This window comes from Sulfitobacter sp. HGT1 (assembly GCF_013282155.1).
Lineage (GTDB): Bacteria > Pseudomonadota > Alphaproteobacteria > Rhodobacterales > Rhodobacteraceae > Sulfitobacter.
Window position 1 is genome coordinate 47063 of record NZ_BLWI01000013.1, and the last position, 24499, is coordinate 71561.

Genomic DNA, 24499 nt, shown 5'->3' on the forward strand with positions numbered 1-24499 from the left:
TTGCTGGGAGAGGTGGTCCCAGTAATTCGACCAGTTTGCAGTCAGTCTAAGCTGGACCAAGACCAAACCTGCTTTGACGCCTCACACTCGCCTATATGCATATCACCAGTCGGCTCAATTCGTGGCACAACGCTAATGCGCGATCATCACGTGACGCACGGCAGTATAATCCTCCAGGGCATACATAGACATGTCCTTGCCGTACCCCGACTGCTTTAACCCGCCATGGGGCATTTCATTTACCAACATGAAATGCGTGTTCACCCATGTACAACCGTAGCGCATGCGGGCAGACACATCCATTGCGCGGCCCACATCTTGGGTCCAAATGGAGGAGGCAAGACCGTAAACGCTATCGTTTGCCCAGTTGACCGCCTGATCAACATCCGTGAAGCGTGTCACGGAAACCACGGGGCCAAATACCTCGCGTTCGACAATTTCATCGGTCTGCAACGCGCCCGCAACTACTGTCGGTTGATAATAGAAACCCGGTCCTTCATGCAGCGCGCCGCCTGTCGTGATCTCCATATGCTTGTGCTCGCGGGTGCGTTCCACGAAGCTCGCAACACGGTCGCGCTGGCGCATCGAGATCAGCGGCGGGATTTCGTTAAGTGTATCGTCGACATTATCATAGACGATGCTGGACACCGCGGATGACAGTTCGGCCACCAGCTTTTCGTAGATCTTTGGCCCTGCGTAAATACGGCAAGCCGCTGTGCAATCCTGGCCGGCATTATAGTAGCCAAACGCCTTAAGGCCCTCCACCACCCGACCCAGATCTGCATCGTCAAAGACGATTACTGGGGCCTTGCCACCCAATTCCAGATGGGTGCGCTTTACGGTTTTTGACGCCGCTTGCAGAACCTTTTTGCCCGTTGCCACATCGCCGGTGATCGAAACCATATCAACATCTGGGTGGCTGATCAGGGCGTTGCCCACGCTTGCGCCCTGCCCCACAACGACGTTGACGACCCCTTCTGGCAGTATGTCAGCCATGATCTTTGCCAGCGCCATCGCTGTCAGTGGTGTCTGTTCAGAAGGCTTTAACACCACCGTGTTGCCCCCTGCCAATGCGGGTGCCAATTTCCACGCCATCATCATCATAGGATAGTTCCACGGCGCGATCGATGCCACCACGCCGATCGGATCACGACGCACCATCGACGTGTGCCCTGCCATGTATTCGCCTGCCGCTGATGTATGCATGTTGCGCACGGCCCCTGCAAAGTAGCGGAAGCAATCTGCCACAGCCGGCACTTCTTCGTTGCGAACTTCATTGATCGGCTTGCCGCAATTTAGCGCTTCAAGTTGTGCCAGTTTTTCAAGGTTTGCCTCTACCGCATCGGCGATGGCCAGCAACTTTGAGGCCCGCTCAGACGGGGTGGTACGTGACCACCCGTTGAACGCGGATCTTGCGGCAGCTACTGCACGCTCGATCTGCGCCACACTTGCTTCGGGCAGGGTCAAAATGACTTCGCCTGTCCGCGGGTTAAGTACGTTTTCGTGGATTTCTGTACCGGCCTCAAACGAGCCGCCGATCAACATACTGGTGTCCATGGTTACTCTCTCCCTGAGTTTGTTATTTGCCCTGACCGGCAACGGTGTCTGTACCGCGTGTCAGGTAATAGGCGCCGAGGATCGGCAAGAATGTGACAATCACCACGACCATCGCGACCACATTTGTCACGGGGCGTTCTCGCGGCCGGACAAGTTCTTCCAACATCCAGATAGGCAGGGTTTGTTGTTGCCCGGCGGTAAAGGTCGTCACGATTACTTCGTCAAAGGACAAGGCGAAAGCCAGCATACCGCCCGCTAAAAGAGCCGTCGAAATATTGGGCAGGATTACATAGCGGAAAGTTTGAAAGCTGTTCGCACCAAGATCCATAGATGCCTCGACCAAGCTGCCTGAAACGCGCCGGAACCGGGCAACCGCATTGTTGTACACCACCACAACACAAAAAGTGGCGTGGCCTAAGACGATGGTCCAAAAGCTAAACGGAATCTCGGCCAGATTGAACGCAGACCGCAGCGAAATCCCCGTGATGATACCCGGCAAGGCAATCGGCAGGATCACCAATAGCGAAATCGCCTCGCGACCGAAAAACTTGGTCCGGCTTACAGCCGCCGCGCATAATGTGCCAAGAAACAGCGCGATCACGGTCGAAATACTTGCGACCTTGAGGGATAGGCTCATTGCCTCCCAGACGTCTGTCCGGCCCCAGGTTACGGCGAACCATTTCAACGTAAAGCCGGGGGGCGGCCACTGGTAGGATTTGTCTTCGGTGGTGAAGGCGTAGACAAAGATGAGCAAAATTGGCAGGTGCATAAACGCAAGGCCAAGACCCGCCGCAACTTTCAGACCCATTGGCGCGCGATCAGAGTGCATCAAAAGCTCCTTTGCGTTTCGCGATCCAAAGGTAAAATGCCATCAAAACGATCGGTACGACAGCAAAGGCGGCGGCCAGCGGGATGTTCCCTGCCGTACCCTGATACGCATAAACGGCCTGCCCGATAAATCGCCGCGACGAACCAACGATTTGTGGAATGATGTAATCGCCCAGTGTCAGCGAGAACGTAAAGATCGACCCCGCAATGACGCCCGGCAAGGCCAATGGCAGCAAGACATGGAGAAAGGTTTGGTAGGGCCGTGCCCCAAGATCGCCCGAGGCCTCCAGCATCGTATGCGGCACCCGTTCCAGCGATGCTTGGATCGGTAAGATCATGAAGGGAATCCAGACGTAAAGGAACACGAGAAACGTGCCTGTTGAACTCACCGACAGTGAATTTCCGCCAATGATCGGGATAGCAAGATAGGCATTCAGCAGCCATCCAAGATGCAGGGTTTCAAACAGCCAATTCAGAATGCCCTCTTTGGCAAGGATCAGTTTCCATGAGTAAACCTTGACCAGATAGCTGGACCAAAGCGGCATCATAACACCAAGATAGAAGATCGCCTTCCACTTGCCCCGCGCGTATCTCGCTGCGTAATAAGCCACTGGAAACCCGACAACTGCGGCCCCTATTGTGACGGCACCCGCCATGACGACAGTTCGCACGATGATGTCGAAATTGGCCGGGCGGAATAGTTCGCCATAGGTTTTCAAGGTCAGCTCATATTGTATGACGCCGGAAAACTCGTCGATTGAGAAAAAGCTTTGCGCCAAAAGCGCAAAAAGTGACCCTAGGTAAATGATGCCCAACCACAACGCCGGTGGCAGGATCAATATCAAAAGCAACAGGTTGGGTCTGCGCCATAGCAAGTCTGACAGACTGACGGCGGCGTTTGTGTGCCTACTCATTGGACGGCCATCAAATGCAGGTCATCATCTGCCCATGATACGGTTGCCGTGTCCCCCGCCTTGGGGATCACAGCCCCCTTGGGCACAAGCATCGTCATAGCAACACCTTGAATAGTCATCGAAACCCTTGTCGCCGTGCCGAGAAAGCTAACGCTTTTGATCTGCGCGGCATGGCCTGTCTCGGACAAGTGCACTGCTTCGGGCCTTAGGGATCCATGCGCAGTTTTGCCAGTCAGTTTTGCGACAAACTCTGGTGGCAGCACATTCGATGAGCCGACGAAATCAGCGACAAAAGGTTGCTGCGGACGGTAATAGATGTCCTCGGGTGTGCCAATCTGCACGATGCGTCCGTTGTTGAACACGGCGACACGGTCGGCCATCGACAATGCTTCGCTTTGGTCGTGGGTGACAAAGATAAACGTGATCCCAAGGCTACGCTGAAGGCTCTTCAACTCCTCCTGCATCTGCTCGCGCAATTTTAGATCAAGCGCGCCCAATGGTTCGTCCAACAACAGGGCCTTAGGCTTGTTCACCAGCGCCCGTGCCAGCGCAACACGCTGGCGTTGCCCGCCAGAAAGTTCCGAGGGTTTGCGGTCTCCGTACGCGCCAAGCGCAACCATTTCGAGCGTTTCATCCGCCGACTTGGCACGCTGTTTTTTGCCAACACCAGCCACCATCAAGCCATACGCGACGTTGTCGCGAACATTGAGATGGGGAAACAGCGCATAATCCTGAAACACTGTATTCACAGGGCGCTTGTAGGGCGGGATGCTCTGCGCCTCTTCGCCATAGATGTGGATTTCTCCAGCCGTTGGGCGCTCGAACCCTGCGATCAAACGTAGGCTTGTGGTTTTGCCAGAACCTGACGGACCCAACATGGCAAAAAATTCGCCTTCGGCGATGTCGAGGTTCACATCATCAACCGCTTTTACAGCGCCATAGTGACGCGAAACGCCTGAAAATCGGATAGCAGAATTCATTTTTTTTCCAGTAAGTTGCCCGCCACCGTTGCCAGTAGCGGGCGGAAAGACTTTAGATTTAGCGGCCGCCGATTACGCCGATGTAGTCGGACACCCAACGATAGTAGGGCACGCAGCTTTCTTGGCTCTCGCAGGACGATACTGGCGTCGTCCAGAACTTGATCCGTTCAAAGTCATCAAGACCGTTTTTGGTACAGCCTTCAGCCGTTTGCATGCCGCGGCCATCTGTACAGGCGGCGGGTACAGCAGGGTTGGCACCGAACCATACAGAAAGATCAGACTGCAAGTTTGAGGCCAGCGTGTGTTCCATCCACATGTAGCTACAGTTCGGGTTCTCGGCATCGACGTGCATCATAGTGCTATCGGCCCAGCCTGTTGCGCCCTCTTGCGGAATTGTCGAGGCGACCGGTGCGCCATCGCCTTGCAGCAAGCCAACCTGAAACGGCCATGTGCCCGACGCAGCCATACCTTCGTTCTTGAAGTCATCAATCTGGATAAATGCATCGTGCCAGTAGCGGCCAACCAATTTGCGCTGACCGCGCAACAGCTCAAGTGCCGCCGTGTATTGCTCTTCATTCAGCTCATAGGGCGAAATGATGCCAAGTTCGGGCTTGTGGAACATCAGATAGTTTGCAGCATCCGCGATATGGATCGGCCCGTCATAGGCCTGTACGCGGCCCTCGTTTGGCGCGCCGTCAGGCAAGTTCATTGGCTCGAATACAATATTCCAGCTTGTGGGTGCCTCTGGGAAAACCTCGGTCGAATACATCAAAACGTTTGGGCCCCACATATAGGGTACGCCAAAGTGGGTGCCCTCAACAAAATGCCAGGGTGCCTCTTTCAGACGATCATCGACAGTAGACCAGCTTGGGATCAAATCGATGTTGATCGGCTGAACGCGTTTACCCGCGACCATCCGCAATGACGCATCCCCAGAGGCCGTAACAAGGTCAAAACCGCCCTCATTCATCAGCGCAACCATTTCGTCGCTGGTATTGGCGGTCTTAACGTTCACCTTGCAGCTGGTTGCTTCTTCGAAACTGGTGATCCAGTCAAAATCTGGCGATGTTTCACCACGCTCAAGGTAGCCTGGCCATGCGACGATGTTGACTTGGCCTTCGCCTTGGCCAAGCTCTGTAACCATTGTTTGTGCAAGCGTCTGGCTGGCAAAAGTAAGTCCCAGCAGGATGGCGACGCTGGATTTCAAAGCGTTCTTCATAAGTGATTCCCAATGTTGGTGTGCTGTCCATTTTGGACCTTATTCCGCGCAGGATGGCGCATGGGTTCACCGGTCACAAATTCAATTATCAGAAACACACTATCGGTTTTTCCGATATCAGGAGGGAGGCCCAGCGTTAACTACCACTTATCCTATTATGCGACTGTGCAACGTCAATAAATTCCCGCGCAGCCTTGGAAAGAGTGGACCCTCTGCGCCAAGCCAGCCCCACTTGGACGACAGGCAAAGCGCCTGAAACATCACGCGCTTCGATGCGGTCGCCTTCCAAGGACCATGGTCGGTACACTAGGTCGGGAAGCAGCGCGACGCCTGCCCCCGTCGCAACAAGCGATCTTACTGCCTCGACCGATCGGGTGCGAAACGCAACCCTTGGACGGGTACCAAAAACCGACAGTAGCTTTACAGTTTCTTGCTCCATCTCATCGATGTTCAGCATAATCAGCGGCTCGTCTTTTAGGTCCGACAGGCTGATACTGTTTTGCGCTGCCAACCGATGGCCCATCGGCATCCACAACCGGTAAGGCGATACATCCAGTGCTTCGGTATGAAGGGCATGTCGCTCTGTTACCCGCGACGTCATCATCACCGCAACATCAAGCTCGCCACCGATTAGCAAATGCTCAAGATACTCACTCGACTCTTCTATTGCGTTGATTTCGACTTCGGGATTGGCGCGGCGGTATTGAGCAAGGAAATCTGAAATGACATAGCCCGCGACCAGCGACGTCATACCCAGATGCAGCTTGCCTTGCGTCTCTTGCGCCTCTCCTGCGAAAGCCTGACGTGCGCTGGCAACATCCGACAAAATAGTTGACGCATGGCGCAAAAATTGGTGGCCCCGATGGGTGATCCGCAAACCACGCGAATGCCGGACGAACAACTGCACGCCCAAATCCGCTTCAAGATCCTTCACCGCTTCTGTCACGGCACTTTGTGAAATTGAAAGCGATTGCGCCGCAGCGCTGACCGACCCATGCTCTGCAACAGCAACAAAATAGTTCAACTGTCGTATAGTAAATGCCACGTAAAGTACCCGCAGTTGTTGTGTCGATGGAAACCGATCTCAGAAGGCGAAGCTCACTGTCCCAGACTACTTGACCGAATGGAAGCCACAGCCCATGGGAAAGTATAATGATCCCATCGGACCTGCACCATTCCTCGTTCCAAGTCATCATATCATCAAGCTGTGAGTGGATATTCTGGATGCCCATCCGCTCCCCAAGCCCGCAATAGTACAAGAACAACGCGCGTTGTTCGGTGTCGGTCATCAGTCTGCGCCCGAAGCGTTCGAACCAGCGGATCGGTTCGCAAAAAAAGGTGGAAAACACATAAAGCATGTCGGAATTATTGATCCGGAACCGGCCGTGCATCGCATTCATACGCGCAATTGATCTTTGCCCTTCGGACCTGACCAACCCATGCTCAATTGTTTCCGCAAGAATGAGCTCGGTGTCGTCATAGCGTTTGCGCGGTCGAAATTCGGACTCACCCGTCTTTGCCAATAGTCCCGAAATTGATGGGGCTGCATAGGTGCGAAAAAGCGCGAATTCGAGGGCGCGCGCGATCTCCTCAAAGCATTCATCGGAGTGTAGCGCTGCAATCGTTCTCGCCGCCGCGGTGCTACGCGTTGTCTGGCTTGATGTAGTGGTGTTCGTCATGAATTTATCCGATGTCGAGAACGACGCTTTGATCAAACTTTGCCATATCCCTTGATACTCCAAATCCAAAGCTCTAGCGGCCCAGAGCGGACGTCGCCCGACGCTCGGAGCGCTGTGGTTGCCGCTACAAGAAAGGGGTCGTTCGTGTATCTTGTAGCAAACCCGGCTTTCAAAAGGCTGCCAATCCCGACGCATACAAACACAACTTGCGCCAGGATTGACGCTTTTCCTATCCGGGACCGGGGCTTATAAGTCCCGGTTAGGTCTCATTGTAAACTCAGCCTTGTCGGGCTCGACCTCCAAACACGGAAACCACAATGCGTATCGCCCTTTTGCAAATCCCACCGGTTGCCAATGGCAGCCGCGAAGCCTTGATCGAGTTGGAATCTGCCGCCAAGGCAGCGGCCGCGCAGGGTGCCGACATCTTGATTACACCAGAGATGTTCCTGACTGGCTATAACATAGGGATCGACAAAATTAGGCTCTGCGCGGAACCCCTCACCGGGGGCATGATGCAGGATGCAGGGGAAATCGCGCGACAGCACGGCATCGCGCTGGTGACCGGCTTTGCCGAACGCAGCGGCGACGCGATATTTAACACGGCGGTATTTATAGAACCGTCTGGCAAGCCAAGCGCACATTACCGCAAGACGCACCTATATGGTGACGTTGATAAAACCCAATTTGCATCCGGAGATCAGCTTTGCCGCCCGTTTCCCTACAAAGGTTGGACCATCGCCCTGACGATTTGCTATGATATCGAATTTCCCGAAGTGGCGCGTCATCTGGCGATAGGCGGGGCGGATCTGATCCTTGTCCCGACAGCAAATATGAAACCCTATGACAGCGTAGCAACGCGGCTCGTCCCGGCCAGAGCACAGGAAAACACCGTATACGTCGCATACGCCAATTATATCGGCAGCGAACCGCCCTTTGACTATTGTGGTCAATCCTGCCTGTGTGGCCCGGATGGCGAGGATATTGCGCGTGCAGGGACCGAGGCGGCAATCCTCTATGGGGATGTCTCAAAGCAGGAGTTGGCCAGCCTTCGCCAAACGGCGACCCATCTGGCCGATATCCAAGCGAACCTCTACCAACTCCGCGTGAAAGAAACGTCAGAAAATGAGCAGTAAACCGATGGCCCCCCATACCAACTTTGGCCCCGACTTCACCTTTGCCTACGACGACTGGATCACCCATCCAGATGGGCTGGGCACGGTTCCGCAGGGCCGACATGGCACGACCGTCGCCATTATCGGTGCGGGTGCTGCTGGGCTTATTGCCGGATATGAGTTAATGAAGATGGGGCTCAAGCCGGTTTTCTATGAGATTGGTGAATTTGGAGGGCGATTACGCTCGCGGGAATTTGCAGGTGCCGAAGGGGTTATCGCGGAACTGGGAGGCATGCGCTTTCCTGTCTCCTCTGCAGGGTTCTATCACTATATCGAAAAGCTCGGCATCGAGAGCCAGCCGTTCCCCAATCCACTGACAAAGGCAGCAGGCTCGACGGTGATCGACCTGCTAGGCGAGACGTATTACGCCGAAACGGCGAGCGACCTTCCGAGTGTTTTCCGCGATGTTGCACAGGCCTATGATCAGGCACTGGAGGAAGGTGCGCAGTTTAGTGATCTCAAGGCGGCCATCCGGGCAAGAGACGCAAAACGCATTAAAGAGATATGGAATCCAATCGTCCGTGCCTGGGACGAAAAATCATTCTATGATTTCATCGCCTCCTCCAGCTCCTTTCAAAAACTGGAATTCCGGCATCGTGAAATTTTCGGGCAGGTTGGTTTTGGGACCGGCGGTTGGGATTCTGATTTTTCCAACACCATGCTTGAAATTTTGCGGGTCAATGTTTGCGAACTGGACGATGATCAGCGCTTTATGGTTGGCGGCGTGCAGCAAATGCCGCGCAAGCTCTGGACCCATGCTCCGGAGAAACTGCAACACTGGCCAGAGGGGACAACCCTTTCGCAGCTCAATAGCGGAGCACCGCGATCCGGTGTCGTGCGGATTTCGCGACAGGCGGATGGGGCGTTCAATCTGGTTGATCAATGGGGGCGCGAAGACACATTTGGTTCAGTTATTGTCACATGCCAGACCCATCTTTTGACCACTGCGATCGACACGGATGAACAAATCTTTGACCAATCGCTTTGGATGGCGTTGGATCGGACCCGCTACATGCAATCCTCCAAAACATTCGTGATGGTCGACCGCCCCTTCTGGAAAGACAAACACCCCCATACCGGACGCGATGTCATGTCCATGACGCTCACCGACAGGATGACGCGCGGCACATATTTCTTTGACAATGGTCCTGACAAACCGTCGGTGATTTGCCTATCCTATTCTTGGATGACGGACGCATTGAAAATGCTGCCTCTGCCAATCGAAAAGCGGGTCTCGCTCGCACTGTCTACCTTGGCCAAAATTTATCCGGACGTCGATATCGCCAGCCACATCCTGGGTGAACCCATCACCGTAAGCTGGGAAGATGACCCGAATTTCCTAGGGGCCTTCAAAGGCGCACTGCCAGGGCACTACCGCTATAATCACCGCATGTATTCGCACTTCATGCAAGCCGAGATGCCCCCAGAACAACGCGGGATTTTCCTGGCTGGCGATGGCATCAGCTGGACGCCGGCGTGGGTCGAAGGGGCCGTGCAGACCGGTTTGAACGCGGTTTGGGGCGTTATGAACCACTTTGGTGGTCAAAGCCCAAAAACCAATCCCGGCCCGGGCGAACGCTATGCAGAGTTTGGCCCCGTGGAACTGCCTGACTAAGGAAACTGGGTCTGGGCCATCCCTCAAGACCTAATTATTAGGAAGCATGATGCTCATCAAAGTAGGCGATGCCCGCACCTCAAATATTGATCTGGTTCTGGCGGGCCTACTTTCTTCGGTTGCCGGTGCGCTGAACGCCGTCGGTTTCCTTATCGCCGGATCGTTCACGGCAAACATGACAGGAAATATCTCTGCATTTGCTGACCACATCGCGAATGGCGCGATCCCGGTTGCGTTTTCCTTCTTGGGGCTGGTCGTTGCCTTTATCTGGGGGGCAGGCATGGGGGCCCTTGCTATTCAAGCCGGCGAACGTCGACAGCTCCGCTCGGTCTACGCTTTGGCAATCGCCGCCGAGGCCATCCTTCTTCTGCTGGTTGGTGCCGCCCTTACAATGTCATCGACCACAGAACACGAGACATTTCTGGTCATTGTCCTCAGCTTTGTCATGGGTCTTCAAAACGCTGTGACCACGATGATTTCGCGGGCGCGGGTCCGCACTACCCATGTGTCGGGAATGGCCACTGACATTGGAATAGAGCTGGCAGCGTTGGTCGGGGGTGAAAAATCGCGGCAAGAGGCCGCGCCAAAGCTCCGGCTACACAGTTTGACCCTCGCCTGTTTTGCCTTCGGCGGTTTCAGCGGTGCGCTGTTGTTTCAGATTGTCGGGAGCTGGCTTTTTATAATCGCCGCAATTCTTTTGCTGATCATAGCAGTGCCGGAAGCCCTTAGAGCTCACAGTTCCTGAGCGCCTAGCAATAACCACCGTTTTTGGAAGGCTGTCGAAAGGGGCCGTTGGGGCAGCCGCAGCGAACGGCCGTAATCCGGCCTCAGTCAAACGCGCCGCAGCAGGAAATATTGTGCCCCGATGCAGTTACCACAAGCCGAGCGCCGTAAAAATCCAGGCCCAATCGATATCGTGGTGAACAATGCAGGTATGGTACAAGTGGGTCGTGATGAACCATCCGCCCCGTTGAAGGACACCAGTGATGCCGATTGGTATTACGGCCTTGATATCAATCTCAGCAGTGCCTTTTTAGTGACCCGCGCCGTTCTGCCCGGCATGGTGGCGCGAAACTATGGGCGGATCGTGTAGATGTCTTCGGTAACGGGACCGGTGGCTGGCATTGCGGGAAGCGGGGTCTACGCAGCAGCCAAGGCTGGGTTGCTGGGATTAACGCGTGTACTTGCGATTGAGGCTGGCCCGCATAACGTAACTGTAAACTGTATCGGACCTGGTTGGATCGAAACGGATTCCAGCAGCCCGCTTGAAATAGTTGCTGGAAAATACACACCTGTTGGACGCTCGGGAAAGCCTGACGAAGTTGGTCATGTTGCTGTCTTTCTGGCAAGTGAAGAGGCCAGCTATGTCAGCGGACAACTGATTGTGGTTGATGGTGGAAACACCATTCAGGAGTATAAAGTTCAGACATAGGGCCGCAAAGGCACGCGTGGCTGTTGCAAGCTAAGTCCTTTTTTTGACTTGGATCAAAGAGCACTTTGAGAATACCAGATAGCAAGGCCACAGATTTTACCTTAGTGAGAATAATCAATGACTTGGAAAGATAAACTCGGCGAAACCCGCAACGGGTTGCGCAATTTGAATGGCGCGATCCCAGATACAACCCTTGCATTCAACGCAATGGGCAAAACCGTGAAGAAAAGCGGTGCGCTGGATTTCAAGACCAAGGAATTCGTGGCACTGGGTATTTCCATTGGCATCCGGTGCGAGCCATGTATCTCGTTGCATGTCGAAGCATTGGTCAAGGCGGGTGCCACACGCGAGGAACTTGGTGACGTGCTGGCAATGTCGATCCAGATGGGTGGCGGTCCGGCCATGATGTATGCAGCAAAAGCGCTTGAATGCTACGATGAGTTGGCAGGCTGAGTTTTTGGCACAGTCAAAAGAAAACCTTTGAGGTGGGCAGCGCGAAAAAATAGCGCCGCGGAATGAAAAAACGCAGCCCCCTTCAACACTTCAATAACGCCCCCTGAGATCACCCACCTTGCCATGATGATCTATGTGTGGTCCCGACTTTCAGTAGATTCGTCATAGAACCCCGTTATGGGGGGCCTTAGAGTGGGCGATAAACCCGAGCGGTGCGGGCGACCCATGCGTGTTTGCACTGACCACCTGCGGGTTTATGCGCCTTGCGTCGGGCAGCATCTGGCGATTGTTGTTGTGCCGATTGCTCATGTCGCCGAAATCCCGCATGCTCCGCAAAACTAGCGTCCGCATGCATGAATGAGGCGACCAATATGTCCGTGCCACAGAATGACTATGATCTGATCGTCGTCGGCGCTGGTATCATTGGCATGTCCACGGCACTTTGGGCGCAAAAGGAGGGGCTGAACGTCCTGATCTGCGACCCCAACCCACCGGGGTCAGGCACGACCTATGGCTCTGCCTGTACCATCGCGACCTATGCCTGCATCCCGGTCAACAACCCGTCGATCTTTACCTCGCTGCCGCATCTGCTGACGAGCCGCGAAAGCCCGCTTAGCTTCAACCTTTGGCACGGGCTGAAGAACCCGCGCTGGATGCTGTCATTCCTGAACAATTGTCGCGCGGCCAATGTGCGCCACATCACTCAGGCGCTCGGGCAACTCCTGACCTGTGCGGATGGCGGGCTTGACCCCCTGATTGCCGAAGCAAAGGCCGAAGATCTGATCGTCAGCAATGATTGCCTTTATGTGTGGTCCAGTCGTTCCGGCTATGAAAGCGCGGAGGACAGTAACGCAATGCGACGCGCGCAAGGCGTTGAATTTGATGAGCTGTCGCCAGATGAAGTACGCCAGCTGGAGCCGAATTTGCAGATTCCAATTCACCGTGGGCTGAATTTCAAAGGCGCGCGGCACGTCACCGACCCCCAAGAACTGGTGGCCCGGATGCAAAAACGCTTTGAGGCGCTTGGCGGGAAATACCTGCCGCAGGGTGTTGTCCGGTGCCAACCGGATGACACAGGCGTCACGGCCTACACGGGGGATGGCACGGAAATCCGCGCGGGCCATCTGGCGGTGACAGCCGGTGCGAGATCGGGCCAGATCAAGGGCACCGGCGCTGAAAACCTGCCCTTGGGTACGGAGCGCGGCTATCATATCCTGTACCGTAATCACGGTGGCCAGGTTTCGCGCCCCGTTGGATGGGCCGAGGCAGGGTTTTATGCAACGCCCATGGCGCATGGGCTGCGCATTGCAGGAACAGTTGAGATCAACAACATCGACGCGGCACCCAACGCGAAAAGCATCGCCTATCTGCAACGCAAATCGCACGAAATGTTCGGCCAGCTTGGCAACCCCGACGACACATGGCTGGGCCATCGCCCGACCATGCCGGATGCGCTTCCGGTGATCGGGCCATCAAGCGCCTCAAGCCGTGTCATCCTTGCCTTTGGGCACCAACATATCGGCCTGACGCTGGGGGGTGTGACCGGCAAGATTGTCACCGAACTGGCAAGGGGGCAGGTGCCCCAATGCGACATCAGCAACTTTGCCCCCCAGCGGTTTGGTCGACAGGATTAGACTGCCAGGTGTTCAGGCGTCTTCGCCCACATTCTGGCGCTGTTTGCCCAGACCCTGGATCGACAGTTCCATCACGTCACCTTTTTTCAGGTAAACCGGTTCCGGCTTCATGCCCATGCCAACGCCGGGCGGGGTGCCGGTGGTGATAACATCGCCGGGGTGCAGGGTCATCAATCCGCTAAGGTGTTCGATAATCTCGGCCACCGAGAAAATCATGGTGCTGGTGTTGCCTGTCTGCATACGTTTTCCGTTTACATCCAATGACATATCAAGCGCTTGGGGGTTCGGCACCTCGTCTCGGGTTACCAGCCACGGGCCGGTCGGGCCAAAGGTGTCGCAGCTTTTGCCCTTGGTCCATTGCCCGGTCAGCTGGGTCTGGAAAAACCGCTCGCTGACGTCATTGATCACGCAATAGCCGGCGACATACTCCAGCGCGTCCTCTTTCGAGACGTATTTCGCCTTCTTGCCAATCACGACACCCAGTTCGACTTCCCAATCTGTGTGGGTTGAGCCGCGAGGCATGATCACATCATCATTTGGCCCAACGATGGCAGAGTTGGCTTTGAAAAACAAAATCGGATGTTTAGGGATATCGGCACCGGTTTCGGCGGCGTGATCCGAATAATTCAGGCCAATGCACAAAAACTTGCCGATGTTGCCGACGCAGGGTCCCAACCGTGGCGCACCCTCCACCTTTGGAAGCGATGCCGGATCAATGGCGCGCAGCTTATCAAGGGTCGCATCATCAAGAACAGCGCCTGTGATATCCGGTATGACGCCCGACAAATCCCGCAGGGTATCGCCATCCATCAGGCCCGGTTTCTCCGCGCCTGTTTCGCCATATCTTACCAATTTCATATCGTTCCCCCAAATTGTTGCGCTCTGTCACGCGGTGCTTTTGGCAATGTTCCTGAAATCATTGGGGCCGTCCAGCGCGTTCAAACCATGATGCCCGAAAAACGCGCAATTGCTTGCCGGAACAGGAAAATTTGACGCCACTCAAGTTTACGTTGTGACACTTAGTGCATATAGCGTTGATAAACGCTGGTGATGCGCGGTACCAACTGACCACGCATATTTATGAAAATGCATATAAATTCATAAGGCCTGAAAATTGCCTCATTTTCATGGATTTTGCGAAGGATAAACGTCGTTAGGAGCAGGTGGATGACGAAGATTTGGATGATTGCGGTGCTCTTGGTGACTGCGGTTGCAGCGCTAAAGACCTTTGTGGTGTATAAATTTGCTCTTTCCGGGACAACCTTCGACTTTGCGACAGTGGCCGCATTATTCGCTGTTTTCTTCGCGCTTACGGCGGCTGTGGCCTATGTCAGTTTTACGCAATTGCGGGCCTATCTGGAACGTCAGCGCAAGGGCAAACTGACGCCCGGCGCAGGAAAAACCGCCGCCAAAGAAACCGTCATTCTAAGTTATGCCCCGGAATGGGGCCTGTCGCAGTCCGAAGCGGATGTCGCCATTTTCGTCGCCAAAGGCTTTTCCAACAGCGAAATCGCCGAAATGCGCGGCTGTGCAATTGCGACTGTAAAATCGCAACTTAGCCGGATTTACAACAAATCAGGGCTGGATTCCCGATACCAGCTGATCGCCTTTGTCACGGACGAAGTCGTCGCGGTTGCCAATGAGCCGGAGCATTTTAAGAAGCGGATCAAGACCAAAGACAGGCTGCCCCTTGCCGGTCGAAACAAAACTTCTGCTGCTGAAACCGCCGCTTCGTAACCGGTTCTTTTCAACCCTATGCCGACACATCCTTCGACCGGCCAGATTACCGCGCAAGGCGGATGGGTTCGCAATAATGCCCGATAAGGGTGAGTTCACCAGCCCCCAGTTCCAGCCCGGCCGCCGCAAGCGTTGCGTCCAGTATCGCATCCAGCGGGCCGACCATTTCCGCCAATAACGCCCCGGGCAACGCGTTTAGCAAACCCGATAGAATGGGTTCGGCCAAACCTGTTATCAGCCCTTCCTGGCCCGGTTTCAGCCGGAATTCGGTTGTGTCGGTCGACAGCAGGCTGGTCACCCCCGCAGACAGCAGGTTTGCCGACCCAAAGCTTTTGCGCGTGACGCCCTCGCGAATATCGCCACGGGTGAACGTAACCTGATCGCTATTTGATGACCCAAGCCCGACATGCGACCGCGCCTGAATGATCACACCGGGGATCACGATGTCGGGCAGGATTGGCAGATCAACCACGATCGTCACCTCCAACAAATCCGCAAAGGCCAGATCAGCCGGGTTCACCAGCCCCGCGGCACCGGACAACTCCCCTAGGTAAAGTGCTGCGATGGATGTGCCGTTGTCAGCGTGTAGCGGGGTCGCATCGGTAGAAAACCGCGCAGCGACATCCGACGCGCCACCACCGCAGCCGATCTTTTCCAGTGACGCCACCGCCCCTGCCAATTCGGTATAGAGCGGCAACCTGATTTTGGTCACCTGCACGCCAGCGCCAAGGTTCGGCAGCAGATCAGGTTCTGCGACAACGACGGTTTTCAGACGCATGGCCGTGCGTCGCAATTGCGCGCCCTCCTCACCAAACCCGTACCACTCGGATTGCGCAGCGGGTTCATTGCCGATCATGCTGGAGTCGACCGCCAAAACCCCCGGAACATTTATATCGGCGTCCAGACGTGCAGGCGCACCATCCGCAAGGGAATAGATCACATCAATCGCTGCAATATCGGTGCCGGATAGAAAATCGGTGACGGTCAGGCCCAGTTCCGTATCAATGCCACCGATCAGAGACGCCACAGAGAAACGCACGCCGTTGACGGACCCCGCCAAACCGTTCAACCCGCTGGCCAGACCTGCGGGCAACACTGTCTGAAGCGCGGCAATCAGATCAGCGGTCGAGGTGGTGGCATTCAGGATGTCTGCCGGATTGCGTGTATCGACACCGGCCAGATTGCCCAAGGTTTCCAGCAGCGATCCAAGGTTGATGGATGTATCGGCCAGCACCGCGATGTCACCCGCATTGATCTCGGCCGAGGTGCCATATTCATTTTTCAAGGTATCGTTCAGGGCAGCAGCATTCAGGCGCAAAACATGGCTGTCCAAGGCAAAGCTGGCCGCGGCAGTGCGTGTGGCGAGCGCCGTGCGGTTCAGCATGACGTGGTCTGCCTCGCTGAAAATACGCGCGAAATGCAGGGCACCGGCATCTTTCAACACAACACGCACGGCGTTCACCGCCGCGTCTCCTTCGGGCAGCGGGGCAAAGCGGTCTTGCGGCGCAATCGCCGGATTTCGCAAATACCGCCCGGTCTCGAAGGTCTTGATCGCGTCGGCAGCACCTGCATTGCGCGCCACGGCGTGTTGCGCCCGCACATGGGCGTCATCGCGGTTGCCCATCGCGCTAACGGCTGTCAGATCAACGACCGCCTGCAAATGGGCGCGATCCCGATACAGCGATGCCACATCGACGCCCAAAGCGACAAAACCGATCAACACCGTCAACATCAGCGACACGATGATCGCAACGGCGCCGTCTTGGGCCTTGGCAAAATCTGTCAGCGGATCAATAGGCAAGATACGCGCTCCCCTTGATGTCGCTGATCCCCAGATGCAGAAACCCGTTGGCCAAATCCAGCAGGCTACCTTCGACGGAATAGGTCACCTCGACCGTGATCCCTGCGGGGCTGGTACCGTCAAAAGTGAGCTTGGGCGTCATCGCTGTTTGTTGCAGCAAGGGATAATGGCTGCCCGCTTGCGACAGATAGGTGTTTGCAAGGCTTGCACGTTCTTCCTGATCCAGCCCGGTCACGGATGCGCGCGCCGCACTTGCCGCAAGCTGGTGCACCGAATGGGTGATCCCCATGAAATAGCCAATCGAAATGACGCCCAAAAGCAGGGCGAACAACAGCGGGGCAATCAGTACAAATTCAACCGCGACAACGCCGGATTGATCACGCCAGAAACGGGTCATTTTGATCATCCTCCTGCAATGATATTGTCAAAAACGCTGAGCACAGCGGGGCCGATCAGCACGACAAAAACCGCCGGCATAATGCAGAAAATCAGCGGCAGCGTCATAATCACTGGCAACCGCGCTGCCGTTTCCTCTAGCGCCATCATCCGGTTGGCGCGCTGTTCGTTGATCAAGGTGCGCATGGCCCGTGAAAACGGCGTGCCATAGGTGTCGGACTGGTCCAGCGTCTGGGTGAATACGCCGATTTCGGGCAGGGGCACACGGATATTCAGCTTGTGATACGCGCCGCGCCGGTCATTGGTCATGCGCATTTCAGACACCATTTGCAGGATCTCCTGCGCGAGTTCAGAACTGGTCGATGCCAGCTCGACGGCCACCCTTTGCATCGCGGGCTGCGGGCCAAGCCCTGCCTCGGATGAAATCACCAACAGTTCCAGCATGTCCGGAAACCCACGGCGGATACGGGCAAGCCGCGTCGAACGCAGATGACTGACGACCATGTCGATGCCCTTTGACAGACCCAAGGCGGCAGCGATCACCGTCGCAACCGGTATCATCATGTCCATACCGATTTCCGTGGTGGTAAAGACCCAAGCCATCCCCAAGATCATCGCAGCCAGTGGCAAGACAGTTTTCAAAAACGCATAGATCAGCAAGGCGTCACGGCTGCGAAACCCTGCCGATGACAGTTCAGCCGCCGTATCGCGCGATTCACCGCCCAATATGACCGACATGCGCTCTCCGATCAGGCCGACAATCCGGCGTAGCTGTTTGCCAGCATGGGCCAGGTTGCCGCTTTGCCGTGTTTTGTCATGGGTGGCACGGGAAGGTCCCGTGCCTTTGGCCCGCATCAAGCGCGCGGCGATCAGGTTGCGCTGCCGTTCAAACTGCAACAGCGCGGCACAGCCCAACATAGTCAGAACAATCCCCCCAAGCGCCAGCCAGAATATCGGTTGAAGCACCCCCTCAGACATCCAGCTTGCCCATCCGCGCCATGATGAAAACGCCCAGAGTTATGCTGCCAAGCGCGATCAGCGAAATCATCCGGCCGCGCGGATCCGCATAAAGCGGCTCCAGATACGCGCCGTTCAACACCGCAATCGCCAAGGTCACCGCGAAAGGCAACAGCGCAAGGATCAGCGCACTTGCCCGCGCTTCCGACGACAAAGCCCGCGCTTTTTTACGCAGTTTGCGGCGCTCGCGCAGCTGGTTGGCAAGGCCCTCCATCGTTTCGATCAGGTTGCCGCCGGTTTCCGCCTGCAGCGATGTCGCGACGGAAAAAAACGACACTTCGGCCGTCGGAATGCGCAATTCCAGACGCGCCAGACTGTCGGGCAAAGTCGTACCCATGGTAATTTCATCATGACAGCGCGAGAATTCATATTGGATCGGACCTTTGGCATTGGCCACAACGATCGACAGGGAATCCGACACCGGCCGCCCGGCCCGCAGCCCCCGTGCGAAAACATCCAGCGCTTCGGGCAAATCGGCGGTAAACGCCGCGCGGTACCGGTTTCTTGCTATGCGCAAAACCAGCACAGCCCCCCCGACAGGAAGCAAGATCGCCAAGGGCAAAGCCGTTAACGGATGAAGCCCACCAAGAATGACGCCCAGCCCGTAAATACCGATGGCCGCCAAGAACACCTGTATGAAAATTTCGTTCACACTGCTGCGCAAGCTGGTCTTGGCCAGCTCTTGTTCGATCCGGCCCACCAAGCCGAATTTCCGATGCTTATCCAAGACACCCCGCTGAGGTTTCTCAAGCTGCACCGCCGTATCGGGGCGCACCCGTTTTAGCCGCGCCAGATGCCGGCGGCGCTGGCGATCGCTGCGCACAAGCAAGCCAAGCGCCAGACCCGCAAACACGAGAAATGCCGCAGCGGTCACGATCAGGGTCAATGTCATGCCGTCAGCCCCAAGATACCATCAAGGTCATCCGCGACACCGTAGTCAGCCGCTTTGACCGCAAATTTCGGACGGAAACCGGAATACAGAAATTCGCCCTTCACATGGGTACGGGTGCTGCTTGCGTCGGCTTGAAACGTGAACAATTCTTGCAGCGTCACCGTATCACCCTCAAGGCCAGCAATCTCAGAGATCGACGTCACCCGCCTTTTGCCGTCCCGCATCCGCGACACCTGAACAACCAGATGCACCGCGTCGGCCAATTGCCGGCGCACCACACCGCCACCGGGGGCAAAGCCTGCCAGTGCCGCCATGCTTTCCACACGGGTCAATGCTTCGCGCGGGGAATTGGCGTGCAGCGTGCTCATCGACCCGTCGTGCCCGGTGTTCATCGCCTGCAACAAATCCAGCACTTCGTCGCCCCGGACTTCGCCGATGATGATCCGGTCGGGGCGCATCCGCAGCGCATTGCGCACCAGCGTCCGCATCGTCACCTCGCCCGTGCCTTCGACATTGGGTGGGCGCGTTTCGAAACGCACGACATGCGGCTGCTGAAACCGCAATTCGGCGGCATCTTCGATGGTCACCAACCGTTCGCCCGCCGGAATAAACTGCGACATCGCGTTCATAAGGGTCGTCTTGCCCGACCCCGTGCCACCAGAAACAAGAATGTTGAGCCGCAGATACGCAGCCAGCCCCAGAAACGCGGCCATCTGTGCAGTCAGACTGCCGCCGTCAACCAATGCGTCCAGCGTCACAGGGTGGGCGGGAAACTTGCGAATGGTGATGGTCGGGCCATCAATAGCCAAAGGCGGTACCGCCACGTTCACGCGGCTGCCGTCTTTCAAGCGCGCATCGACCATCGGCTGGCTTTCATCAATGCGCCGGCCCACGGCTGCAACGATCCGGCTGGCCACGGCAAACACATGGGCGTTGTCGCGAAACCGGACGCCGGTCAGCTCAAGCTTGCCTTTGCGTTCGACATAAACCTGCTTGGGACCGTTCACCATGATGTCGGTAATATTTTCGTCCGCCAGCAAGGCCTCCAGCGGGCCAAGACCCAGCATATCCGCCAGGACTGCTGTCACCAAAGCCGACACTTCGCGCCCGTTCAGATGCATTTTGCGATCTTCGGACAGGGCGCGTATCGACCCATGGATCAGCTTTTCCTGCTCGTCGCGGGGCTGGCCGACAAGATCGGAAAAATCGAGGATTTCAGACAGCGCCTGCACAACCTCATTGGCCAGATTCATCATGTCACTTGATGTTTCGGCGATCACGTCACCCGTTTCTTTTACAGGTTCAGCGGCGGTCTTTTCACGCGGTTTGACCGCTTCGGGCGGTTTGAAATCGACGACATTGGCAACCGGTACCGGCGTATCCTGACCCAATTCCGCCTGCAATGCGCGCGTCGCATCAGCCAGTGCCTTGCGCTGGCGCGTCAATGACCAGGCTGTCTGCGCGTTCTCCACCACATAGGACACGGCCACGTTTGCGCGTTCGGATGTGGATAAACCTTCGGCGTCAATCTGTCTGGCGATCAAAAGAACCGATGATAAATCATCAGGGTCATGGGTGGCGGTTGAATGGATACTCATCTGAAAATCTTGCTAATAATAGAACCGGACCTGTGCCCGCTATCCTTTTTGCGCGGCGCAACAGCCGCATCCCAGATCGTGGCAACACCCTTGGCATAGGCCCCTCGGGGCTGCATTTCGATCAACGGGTGCCCTGCCCGCTGGGCTTTTGCCATCGGGGCATCACACCGGGGCAAAGTAGCCACGATCGGAATCCCGATCGTCTTTTCGATATCCTTTTTGGACAATCCTGCGTCATGGCGCAATTCTGACAGCACCGGCAGGATGTTCACGTCAGGATCGTGACTGTTGATCCGCCCGATCAAACGACTTGCCGCGTTCACACCCGAAAATCCGGCGGGGATCACCAGAACAATCGCGCTCAGATGTTGGGTCAGATCGGCACTTTGGATCAAAACAGTGCGCGGCAGATCGGTTATCAACGCGTCAAATTCTTCCCTTAAGGGGGGAAACAGCCAGGGCAGGCCTTTTCGGTAAGCCTGAACATCCTGACCGGCACGAATTTGCTGCGAATACAGCGACAGCTGATCCGTAATATGCTCCATCGTGGCTGTCATGAATGTGCTGTCCAGACGATCTGGTGCCCGAAGCGCATCAAACAGCCCAACGGTTTCGTCACGGTCCAGATCAATGGCTTGGGACCCGAATTGAAGATCGGCATCCAGCAGGGCGGTCCGGAGGTTCGGGCCTTTGGCGTTCGCCGCATAATAGGCCAGGTTTTGCGCCAGAATACTAGCGCCGACCCCGCCATTACTGCCCGTGATCGCGACCGAAGGTGCCTTGGTCACCGGCAGGGGAAGTTCAACAACAACTGATGGCTCGGGTGTATTGCGCTGCACGCTCAGAATTTCCTGCGCGCTGACAGGAAAGCTAAAGTATTCAGCCGCCCCCGCCTTGAGCAAGGCGCGATAGGTGCCGATGTCCGTCTGCGCCCCGATCACCACAACCAACGCGCCGGATCTGGCGATCTCGGTGACACATTCACAGGCCATTTCAACCGGGATATTTCCGATCTCGGTCAGAACGATTTGGGCCTGTGCCGTGCCCGAACACAACCGCGCAGCACCCGATAATCCCCCGCCATGCAGCGCCGCGCTTTCACTGCCGCTCAACTCAAGCGCCGAACGCGCGACATCGGCACCTTTGTCCGTGCAGACATAGGCGACAAGTTGCGCGGTATCGCGATTGGTGACAGCGTCAAATGGCATGGGGTTTATCCTTGTTGGGTGCATTGGGCACGGAGGGCGCGCCAGACTTGCGCGCCCCTCTTTCTCGTACCAGTCAGGATTACTGGGTGGCCGAAATTCCGTTTTCGGTCATCGCGGTGCTCATTGTGCTGAAGCCGGAGTTGGTTTGCTTGCCCAATGTGGCGACTGAGCCAACGATCACAGCGCCAACAAGGGCTGCGAACAAACCGTATTCAATCGCTGTAGCGCCGTCTTCGTCTTTTGCGAATGTGCGGGCGAAAACCTGAAGCGCTTTGCGTGTAATAGTCATTTCATTCTCTTTCAGTGTGTCGGGCCGGGAGTGACCCTGATGAGACTGAAACTGACGCGCTAATGGGCTTTTCGAAATCCTACCTAGGTGGCAAATACCGCTGTCCCCCCAAAGGGTGCAGGTGTTTCATACCAAAGTATTACGTTTTCCGGACTGCTTTGTGTCAGCGGCCAAGCCAAATTATGGCGGTGATATGACGTGGTCATTATTGCGGAAAATAGTAAGCCCACCACACGATAAGGATGACGAATAAAAAGTTTTAAGCTTCAAAAATCGGCCTGAAACGATCTCTGAAATCGGTGTTTCTGCGTGTTGGTTGCCCGGAAATCCATACGATTCGAACCGCTGAAAACAGCGTCGTGATCGGGCCTGCCATGAGTAGACAGTTATGCCAGCACCGACCCGACGATGGTGTCGACAACGTCCTGCCGGAGCGCTGCCTGACCCGCTTCCGTCATCAGGTCATTGCCGAAAACCCTGCTGAACGTGGGTTCGTTCGACACATTGAAAAAACACAGCGCGCTGATTTTCCAATGCAGTTGCTGCGCAGCGATATCCGGTTTGAACAGCTTTTGCGCCGTTCCTCTCTCAAGGATCGCGCTAAGCTGTTCGACCGCCGGAGAGTTGCCGGCACGGATGGTTTCGGATGCAGATAGATGCACCCCGCGATGGATGTTCTCGATCATCACCAAGCGGATGAAATCTTCGTTCGCGCGATGATGGGTGAACGTGAATGCAACCAGCTGGGTCAGCGCCTCGACCGGATCAAGACTGTCCAGCGCCAATGCCTTCTCGCCTTGGCGGACCTCGCGGTAGGCTTGCTCAAGCACCTCGCGATACAGGTTTTCCTTGTCCTTGAAGTAGTAGAAAATCATCCGCTTGGAGGTCTTGGTCTTTTCCGCGATCTCTTGGATGCGGGCGCCTGACAGGCCGTGATCTGCAAACTCGGCCCGCGCAACACGCAAGATATCTGCCTTTACGGCATCAGGGTTCTGTTTCCAGGACCCACGGTTTTTCACCGAGTTGGAGGCGGGCTTTGACGTCATCCAGATTTTCTAGCCTTTTTCAAAACCGAACACAATTAACCGTTCAGTACAACTCTGTTGACACACAATGAACCGCATGGTTCATTGCGACAATCCTAGTCGGCAGCAAGATTCGACAGGAAGCGGAGGACTACATGAATTCGAACGTTGTGAACGCGCCCAAGCCGGCTGTCCAAAAGTCCTATCCTGATCTGTTGATCGGGCTGGTTGGTCGTGGCATCCAAAAGTCGCGCACTCCTAAACTGCACATGGAAGAAGGTGCCGCACACGGGCAACGCATCTTGTACCAGATATTGGATGTCGATCAGTTCCCCCGCGGCGACCGCCCGCTTGAGGCGATCATAGATGCCGCCGAATTTTGCGGTTTTGCCGGGCTGAACGTCACCTTTCCCTACAAAATCGACGTGATGCCCCTGCTTGACAGCATCTCGGAAAATGCCCGCGCCATTGGTGCCGTGAACACTGTCGTTTTTCGCGATGGCAAACGGATCGGGCATAACACCGACAAATGGGGCTTTGAGGAAGGGTTCCGCGAGAACATGGCAGGCGCGACGCTGGATCATGTCTTGCAGGTCGGTGCTGGGGGTGCGGGCGTGGCCGTGGCCCATTCATTGTCTGCCCTCGGGGTGAAACGGCTTACGATTGCCGACAGCGACCATAGCCGGGCGACCGGGTTGCAAACCCTGCTCAAGACCAGCGCGCCGACAACAACGGTCGATGTGGTCACCTTGGATGACATCGCGACATTGCGCCCCGATGGCGTGGTGAATGCAACACCTGTCGGCATGGCGAAACTGCCCGGCTCTGCCTATCCGCTGGCGTCCCTGCGCCCCGAAATGTGGGTCGCCGACATTGTCTATTTCCCGCTTGAAACCGAACTTCTGGCCGCCGCGCGTGCCATTGGCTGCCGGGTTCTGCCGGGGTCCGGCATGGCCGTCTATCAGGCGGTCAGGGCCTTTGAACTGTTTACCGGGCGCACGCCCGACCCCATGCGGATGAAAGCCACGTTCGAATCTTTCGTCTCATAAAAGA

The 24499-nt window shown here is 56.0% G+C and carries 23 protein-coding genes and 1 pseudogene; 8 read left to right on the forward strand and 16 right to left on the reverse strand.

Translation table 11 applies throughout. From position 1 onward, the window contains the following. Window positions 1-132: 132 nt before the first annotated feature. From HGT1_RS15555 to HGT1_RS18360, 7 genes are all read right to left on the reverse strand, one after another. Window positions 133-1557 (reverse strand): gamma-aminobutyraldehyde dehydrogenase, encoded by a 1425-nt coding sequence (locus HGT1_RS15555; RefSeq protein ID WP_176250872.1) that lies wholly within the window; start codon window positions 1555-1557, stop codon window positions 133-135. 22 nt (window positions 1558-1579) lie between these two features. Next, a complete protein-coding gene (locus tag HGT1_RS15560) occupies window positions 1580-2386 on the reverse strand; it encodes an ABC transporter permease (protein WP_176250873.1) in 807 nt (268 codons plus the stop codon). Beyond that, window positions 2376-3299 carry an ABC transporter permease gene (locus HGT1_RS15565; RefSeq protein WP_176250874.1) on the reverse strand — a complete coding sequence of 308 codons (924 nt, stop codon included), beginning with the start codon at window positions 3297-3299 and terminating at the stop codon, window positions 2376-2378. The genes HGT1_RS15560 and HGT1_RS15565 overlap by 11 nt, the downstream gene beginning before the upstream one ends. Then, window positions 3296-4279, reverse strand: coding sequence for an ABC transporter ATP-binding protein (locus tag HGT1_RS15570; RefSeq protein WP_176250875.1), 984 nt, complete (start codon window positions 4277-4279; stop codon window positions 3296-3298). The genes HGT1_RS15565 and HGT1_RS15570 overlap by 4 nt, the downstream gene beginning before the upstream one ends. A 58-nt stretch (window positions 4280-4337) precedes the next feature. Then, a complete protein-coding gene (locus HGT1_RS15575) occupies window positions 4338-5498 on the reverse strand; it encodes an ABC transporter substrate-binding protein (protein ID WP_176250876.1) in 1161 nt (386 codons plus the stop codon). A 136-nt stretch (window positions 5499-5634) separates the two neighbouring features. Then, window positions 5635-6522, reverse strand: coding sequence for a LysR family transcriptional regulator (locus tag HGT1_RS15580; RefSeq protein ID WP_255200227.1), 888 nt, complete (start codon window positions 6520-6522; stop codon window positions 5635-5637). Further along, window positions 6419-7177 carry an oxygenase MpaB family protein gene (locus HGT1_RS18360; protein WP_255200228.1) on the reverse strand — a complete coding sequence of 253 codons (759 nt, stop codon included), beginning with the start codon at window positions 7175-7177 and terminating at the stop codon, window positions 6419-6421. The genes HGT1_RS15580 and HGT1_RS18360 overlap by 104 nt, the downstream gene beginning before the upstream one ends. A gap of 317 nt (window positions 7178-7494) precedes the next feature. Here HGT1_RS18360 and HGT1_RS15590 point away from each other — a divergent pair, with 317 nt between their 5' ends. From HGT1_RS15590 to HGT1_RS15620, 6 genes and pseudogenes are all read left to right on the forward strand, one after another. Further along, window positions 7495-8310: a carbon-nitrogen hydrolase family protein gene (locus HGT1_RS15590; protein WP_176250878.1), complete on the forward strand. Its 816-nt coding sequence runs from the start codon at window positions 7495-7497 to the stop codon at window positions 8308-8310. Next, the gene (locus tag HGT1_RS15595; RefSeq protein ID WP_255200229.1) at window positions 8300-9964 is read left to right on the forward strand and encodes an NAD(P)/FAD-dependent oxidoreductase; all 1665 of its coding nucleotides are present in this window, start codon (window positions 8300-8302) and stop codon (window positions 9962-9964) included. The genes HGT1_RS15590 and HGT1_RS15595 overlap by 11 nt, the downstream gene beginning before the upstream one ends. A gap of 49 nt (window positions 9965-10013) precedes the next feature. Then, window positions 10014-10709: a YoaK family protein gene (locus tag HGT1_RS15600; protein WP_176250879.1), complete on the forward strand. Its 696-nt coding sequence runs from the start codon at window positions 10014-10016 to the stop codon at window positions 10707-10709. 120 nt (window positions 10710-10829) lie between these two features. Then, a pseudogene (locus HGT1_RS18365) lies at window positions 10830-11396 on the forward strand (SDR family NAD(P)-dependent oxidoreductase). Between the two features lie 117 nt (window positions 11397-11513). Continuing rightward, the gene (locus tag HGT1_RS15615) at window positions 11514-11849 is read left to right on the forward strand and encodes a carboxymuconolactone decarboxylase family protein (protein ID WP_176250882.1); all 336 of its coding nucleotides are present in this window, start codon (window positions 11514-11516) and stop codon (window positions 11847-11849) included. A gap of 371 nt (window positions 11850-12220) precedes the next feature. Continuing rightward, on the forward strand, window positions 12221-13483 hold the full coding sequence (locus HGT1_RS15620) for an FAD-binding oxidoreductase (protein ID WP_176250883.1): 1263 nt from the start codon (window positions 12221-12223) through the stop codon (window positions 13481-13483). Window positions 13484-13495: 12 nt separating this feature from the next. Here the strand turns inward: HGT1_RS15620 and HGT1_RS15625 are convergent, their stop codons facing one another. Continuing rightward, window positions 13496-14341, reverse strand: a complete 846-nt coding sequence (locus HGT1_RS15625; RefSeq protein ID WP_176250884.1) for a fumarylacetoacetate hydrolase family protein — start codon at window positions 14339-14341, stop codon at window positions 13496-13498. A 309-nt stretch (window positions 14342-14650) separates the two neighbouring features. On the opposite strand from HGT1_RS15625, the gene HGT1_RS15630 reads away from it, so the two are divergent. Further along, window positions 14651-15220, forward strand: a complete 570-nt coding sequence (locus HGT1_RS15630; protein ID WP_176250885.1) for a helix-turn-helix transcriptional regulator — start codon at window positions 14651-14653, stop codon at window positions 15218-15220. A 46-nt stretch (window positions 15221-15266) separates the two neighbouring features. On the opposite strand, the gene HGT1_RS15635 is transcribed toward HGT1_RS15630, so the two are convergent. The 8 genes from HGT1_RS15635 to HGT1_RS15670 form a co-directional block, all read right to left on the reverse strand. After that, a complete protein-coding gene (locus tag HGT1_RS15635) occupies window positions 15267-17021 on the reverse strand; it encodes a pilus assembly protein TadG-related protein (protein ID WP_176250886.1) in 1755 nt (584 codons plus the stop codon). Further along, the gene (locus HGT1_RS15640) at window positions 17011-17418 is read right to left on the reverse strand and encodes a TadE/TadG family type IV pilus assembly protein (RefSeq protein WP_176250887.1); all 408 of its coding nucleotides are present in this window, start codon (window positions 17416-17418) and stop codon (window positions 17011-17013) included. The genes HGT1_RS15635 and HGT1_RS15640 overlap by 11 nt, the downstream gene beginning before the upstream one ends. Window positions 17419-17423: 5 nt before the next feature. After that, the gene (locus HGT1_RS15645; RefSeq protein ID WP_176250888.1) at window positions 17424-18395 is read right to left on the reverse strand and encodes a type II secretion system F family protein; all 972 of its coding nucleotides are present in this window, start codon (window positions 18393-18395) and stop codon (window positions 17424-17426) included. Then, a complete protein-coding gene (locus tag HGT1_RS15650; RefSeq protein WP_176250889.1) occupies window positions 18388-19326 on the reverse strand; it encodes a type II secretion system F family protein in 939 nt (312 codons plus the stop codon). The genes HGT1_RS15645 and HGT1_RS15650 overlap by 8 nt, the downstream gene beginning before the upstream one ends. Then, window positions 19323-20924: a CpaF family protein gene (locus tag HGT1_RS15655; protein WP_176250890.1), complete on the reverse strand. Its 1602-nt coding sequence runs from the start codon at window positions 20922-20924 to the stop codon at window positions 19323-19325. Before HGT1_RS15655 ends, HGT1_RS15650 begins: the two co-directional genes overlap by 4 nt. Beyond that, window positions 20921-22132 carry a hypothetical protein gene (locus HGT1_RS15660; protein ID WP_176250891.1) on the reverse strand — a complete coding sequence of 404 codons (1212 nt, stop codon included), beginning with the start codon at window positions 22130-22132 and terminating at the stop codon, window positions 20921-20923. The genes HGT1_RS15655 and HGT1_RS15660 overlap by 4 nt, the downstream gene beginning before the upstream one ends. A 79-nt stretch (window positions 22133-22211) precedes the next feature. Further along, entirely contained in the window at window positions 22212-22421 is a 210-nt protein-coding gene (locus tag HGT1_RS15665) for a Flp family type IVb pilin (protein WP_176250892.1), read from the reverse strand. 386 nt (window positions 22422-22807) lie between these two features. Then, a complete protein-coding gene (locus HGT1_RS15670) occupies window positions 22808-23467 on the reverse strand; it encodes a TetR/AcrR family transcriptional regulator (protein WP_176250893.1) in 660 nt (219 codons plus the stop codon). A 134-nt stretch (window positions 23468-23601) separates the two neighbouring features. Between HGT1_RS15670 and HGT1_RS15675 the strand changes: the two genes are divergently transcribed. Then, window positions 23602-24495, forward strand: coding sequence for a shikimate dehydrogenase (locus HGT1_RS15675; protein ID WP_176250894.1), 894 nt, complete (start codon window positions 23602-23604; stop codon window positions 24493-24495). The last annotated feature ends 4 nt before the right edge of the window (window positions 24496-24499 follow it).

Excerpts from the sequence above, each read along its gene's own strand:
- HGT1_RS15570 (WP_176250875.1), bottom strand. The coding sequence starts at position 4,279 with ATGAATTCTGCTATCCGATTTTCAGGCGTTTCGCGTCACTATGGCGCT.
- HGT1_RS15655 (WP_176250890.1), bottom strand. The coding sequence starts at position 20,924 with ATGAGTATCCATTCAACCGCCACCCATGACCCTGATGATTTATCATCG.
- HGT1_RS15645 (WP_176250888.1), bottom strand. The coding sequence starts at position 18,395 with ATGTCTGAGGGGGTGCTTCAACCGATATTCTGGCTGGCGCTTGGGGGG.
- HGT1_RS15665 (WP_176250892.1), bottom strand. The coding sequence starts at position 22,421 with ATGACTATTACACGCAAAGCGCTTCAGGTTTTCGCCCGCACATTCGCA.
- HGT1_RS15650 (WP_176250889.1), bottom strand. The coding sequence starts at position 19,326 with ATGACATTGACCCTGATCGTGACCGCTGCGGCATTTCTCGTGTTTGCG.
- HGT1_RS15555 (WP_176250872.1), bottom strand. The coding sequence starts at position 1,557 with ATGGACACCAGTATGTTGATCGGCGGCTCGTTTGAGGCCGGTACAGAA.
- HGT1_RS18360 (WP_255200228.1), bottom strand. The coding sequence starts at position 7,177 with ATGACGAACACCACTACATCAAGCCAGACAACGCGTAGCACCGCGGCG.
- HGT1_RS15595 (WP_255200229.1), top strand. The coding sequence starts at position 8,300 with ATGAGCAGTAAACCGATGGCCCCCCATACCAACTTTGGCCCCGACTTC.
- HGT1_RS15675 (WP_176250894.1), top strand. The coding sequence starts at position 23,602 with ATGAATTCGAACGTTGTGAACGCGCCCAAGCCGGCTGTCCAAAAGTCC.
- HGT1_RS15565 (WP_176250874.1), bottom strand. The coding sequence starts at position 3,299 with ATGAGTAGGCACACAAACGCCGCCGTCAGTCTGTCAGACTTGCTATGG.
- HGT1_RS15630 (WP_176250885.1), top strand. The coding sequence starts at position 14,651 with ATGACGAAGATTTGGATGATTGCGGTGCTCTTGGTGACTGCGGTTGCA.
- HGT1_RS15660 (WP_176250891.1), bottom strand. The coding sequence starts at position 22,132 with ATGCCATTTGACGCTGTCACCAATCGCGATACCGCGCAACTTGTCGCC.
- HGT1_RS15640 (WP_176250887.1), bottom strand. The coding sequence starts at position 17,418 with ATGACCCGTTTCTGGCGTGATCAATCCGGCGTTGTCGCGGTTGAATTT.
- HGT1_RS15615 (WP_176250882.1), top strand. The coding sequence starts at position 11,514 with ATGACTTGGAAAGATAAACTCGGCGAAACCCGCAACGGGTTGCGCAAT.
- HGT1_RS15625 (WP_176250884.1), bottom strand. The coding sequence starts at position 14,341 with ATGAAATTGGTAAGATATGGCGAAACAGGCGCGGAGAAACCGGGCCTG.
- HGT1_RS15560 (WP_176250873.1), bottom strand. The coding sequence starts at position 2,386 with ATGCACTCTGATCGCGCGCCAATGGGTCTGAAAGTTGCGGCGGGTCTT.
- HGT1_RS15670 (WP_176250893.1), bottom strand. The coding sequence starts at position 23,467 with ATGACGTCAAAGCCCGCCTCCAACTCGGTGAAAAACCGTGGGTCCTGG.
- HGT1_RS15600 (WP_176250879.1), top strand. The coding sequence starts at position 10,014 with ATGCTCATCAAAGTAGGCGATGCCCGCACCTCAAATATTGATCTGGTT.
- HGT1_RS15620 (WP_176250883.1), top strand. The coding sequence starts at position 12,221 with ATGTCCGTGCCACAGAATGACTATGATCTGATCGTCGTCGGCGCTGGT.
- HGT1_RS15590 (WP_176250878.1), top strand. The coding sequence starts at position 7,495 with ATGCGTATCGCCCTTTTGCAAATCCCACCGGTTGCCAATGGCAGCCGC.
- HGT1_RS15575 (WP_176250876.1), bottom strand. The coding sequence starts at position 5,498 with ATGAAGAACGCTTTGAAATCCAGCGTCGCCATCCTGCTGGGACTTACT.